This window comes from Pseudoalteromonas luteoviolacea, from assembly GCF_021654285.1.
In the GTDB taxonomy this organism is placed as follows: domain Bacteria; phylum Pseudomonadota; class Gammaproteobacteria; order Enterobacterales; family Alteromonadaceae; genus Pseudoalteromonas; species Pseudoalteromonas luteoviolacea_J.
Window position 1 is genome coordinate 1 of record NZ_JAKFZS010000072.1, and the last position, 2,345, is coordinate 2,345.

General features: G+C 36.5%; 3 protein-coding genes. All 3 read left to right on the plus strand.

The features are described from left to right. Window positions 1-96: 96 nt before the first annotated feature. The 3 genes from L1077_RS27010 (at window position 97) to L1077_RS27020 (ending at window position 2,246) form a co-directional block, all read left to right on the plus strand. A complete protein-coding gene (locus L1077_RS27010; RefSeq protein WP_237139860.1) occupies window positions 97-1,092 on the plus strand; it encodes a transposase in 996 nt (331 codons plus the stop codon). A 240-nt stretch (window positions 1,093-1,332) separates the two neighbouring features. Continuing rightward, the gene (locus L1077_RS27015) at window positions 1,333-1,575 is read left to right on the plus strand and encodes a hypothetical protein (protein ID WP_237139861.1); all 243 of its coding nucleotides are present in this window, start codon (window positions 1,333-1,335) and stop codon (window positions 1,573-1,575) included. 2 nt (window positions 1,576-1,577) lie between these two features. Further along, entirely contained in the window at window positions 1,578-2,246 is a 669-nt protein-coding gene (locus L1077_RS27020) for a hypothetical protein (protein ID WP_237139862.1), read from the plus strand. The last annotated feature ends 99 nt before the right edge of the window (window positions 2,247-2,345 follow it).

The following is a 2,345-nucleotide window of genomic DNA, read 5'->3' on the forward strand; positions in this document are numbered from 1 at the left end:
AAATTTAAAATTTATGGGACAGACACAAATCTTTTGCGTAATTCGAGTTATTTGACTACTGTTTAAATATCCAGTTTTAAGTTGAGTTGAGTGGGAATGACAAGAGCAAGGAAAGCACTGATAGATTTGTCGTCGACGTCTTATTATCACTTAATAGCACGGTGTGTACGCCGTGCTTTTTTGTGTGGAGAGGATAAGTACACAGGTAAAAACTTTGACCATAGACGAACATGGTTAGTAGAAAGAGTAAAGCTGCTAAGTCGTGTATTTGCCATTGATATAGCAGCTTATGCCATCATGAGTAATCACTATCATTTGGTGGTTAAAGTGAATAGACAGCAAGCACTTAGTTGGTCAGATAATGAGGTAATATCTAGATGGTATAAGTTGTACAAGGGGAGCCCTATCATGGATAAGCAGCGAAACGGTGGTACTCTTAGTGAGGCAGAGCAGTTGCTCGTATCTGAGCTAATTGAAAAATGGCGAGCCAGACTGTATGACATTAGCTGGTTTATGAAAAACCTTAATGAATACATAGCAAAAGAAGCAAATAAAGAAGATGGTTGCACGGGTAAATACTGGGAAGGACGATACAAATCACAAGCCTTGCTAGATGAGACAGCATTGCTCAGCTGCATGGCCTATGTAGATTTAAACCCGATTCGAGCCAACATGGCAGATAATCTAGAGGATAGTGGTTTTACCTCAATTCAAGAGCGCATAAGGCACTTTAAAAATGCCAAACCAAACGCACAAAAATCTAATCAAAATAATGAAAATGCGCATCAAATCAAACAGCCGAAATCACTAAAATCGTTTGGTACAAGAGAGTATGAAAATACAATACCTTTCTCTTTGCTGGATTACCTTGAACTAGTTGATTGGACGGGTCGCCATGTTCACCCTAACAAGAAAGGGTTCATACCGAAGAATGTGCCAGATATACTTGTATCACTGAGAATTGAAGAAGTAACTTGGCTGGATAGAGTACAAAATTACGGTACTCACTATGGTAATTTTGCAGGCTCGAAAACGGTATTAAGAGCACAGGCCGCTAAAAATGATGTAAGTTGGTATAAGGGGGTTGGGTAGTAAAGCTTATTTAAATCGCCTCTTTAAACTATTTACCTCTCATCCATTGAAATTAAATTATGCATAATTGAGTTGTTTTTGCTGTGTTCTCAATTTAAGCCATCTTTACCTTCCCTATTTATTACCTTTTTAAATTTTATGGTTGTTTATTTTTAAAGAGTGAACTTGTGATATTATTCGACATTTAAAATTTGCCTGTCCTTTTGTTTGATCAAAGCAAATCGAGCCTATAAAGAGGATTTGAATTCGGATAATCAATTACATGGTGCTCACCCACGTTACAATCAGGCAATAGGATTTATATTAGATGAAATACATGGCTCTAAACATGATAATCATATTAAGAGGCAAATGCTGATTGAGGTGATTGAACGTGCTAAAATTCACCTTGAAATGAATGAACCACCATTAATGAAAAAGCATGGGACTACAGTAGACATGTGGATTAAGGTATTACGCCCAGCCATAGATAGGAGAAAATAATAATGTTACTCGATTATCAAAAAATAGGGTCTGCACAGATAGAAAAAGAGCTAAAAATGGTCCAAGGAGTCTATACGCAAGAAGCATTTTTAAGCGGGTTGTTCCTGGGCTCTTATTTACCAAATGACTTAGATGGATTTAGAATATTCAGCGATCCTTATAACTTGGACACAAGAATTCAAACGCCAGATGATTATATGGACGAGCCTGAGAAATGGGAGTTTAAACATTTCAATGATATTTTAGGTTGGAATGAAGGAACTAAAGGGTTTTATAAGGGCTTTTATAAAGATTATGATGATGTTCTAGCCTTAAAGAAGGAATACAAGTGTATATTATATGGTTTCCTAGATGACTTTTACGACCTAATACTACAAAGGATTGCTAAATATCGAAGCAAAGAACATGAGCAATTAATAAGAGCGAAATATTCACTTACAGCCCGAAATGTTGAATATTTATATGTCGACTTAATCCCAGATATTATTCTTGAACACTTTTATGAGATTGTTAGTGAAGTTATCTTTGGTGGACTTTCAAAATCCACAATTAATACAAGGGTGTTAGATTGCTATAGACTAGGAGGAATGCCCGGAGGTTGGGTTGGCCCGCACCCAAGAGATGGGGGCCTCGCAAAAGATTGTATGGAGCTTTATCACCTAGGTTCTTAACTTATGGAAACTAGCAAACATATGGGACAGACACAAATTTTTTGCTTAATTCGAGTTATTTTACTACTGTTTAAATATCCAGTTTTAATTTGAGTTGAG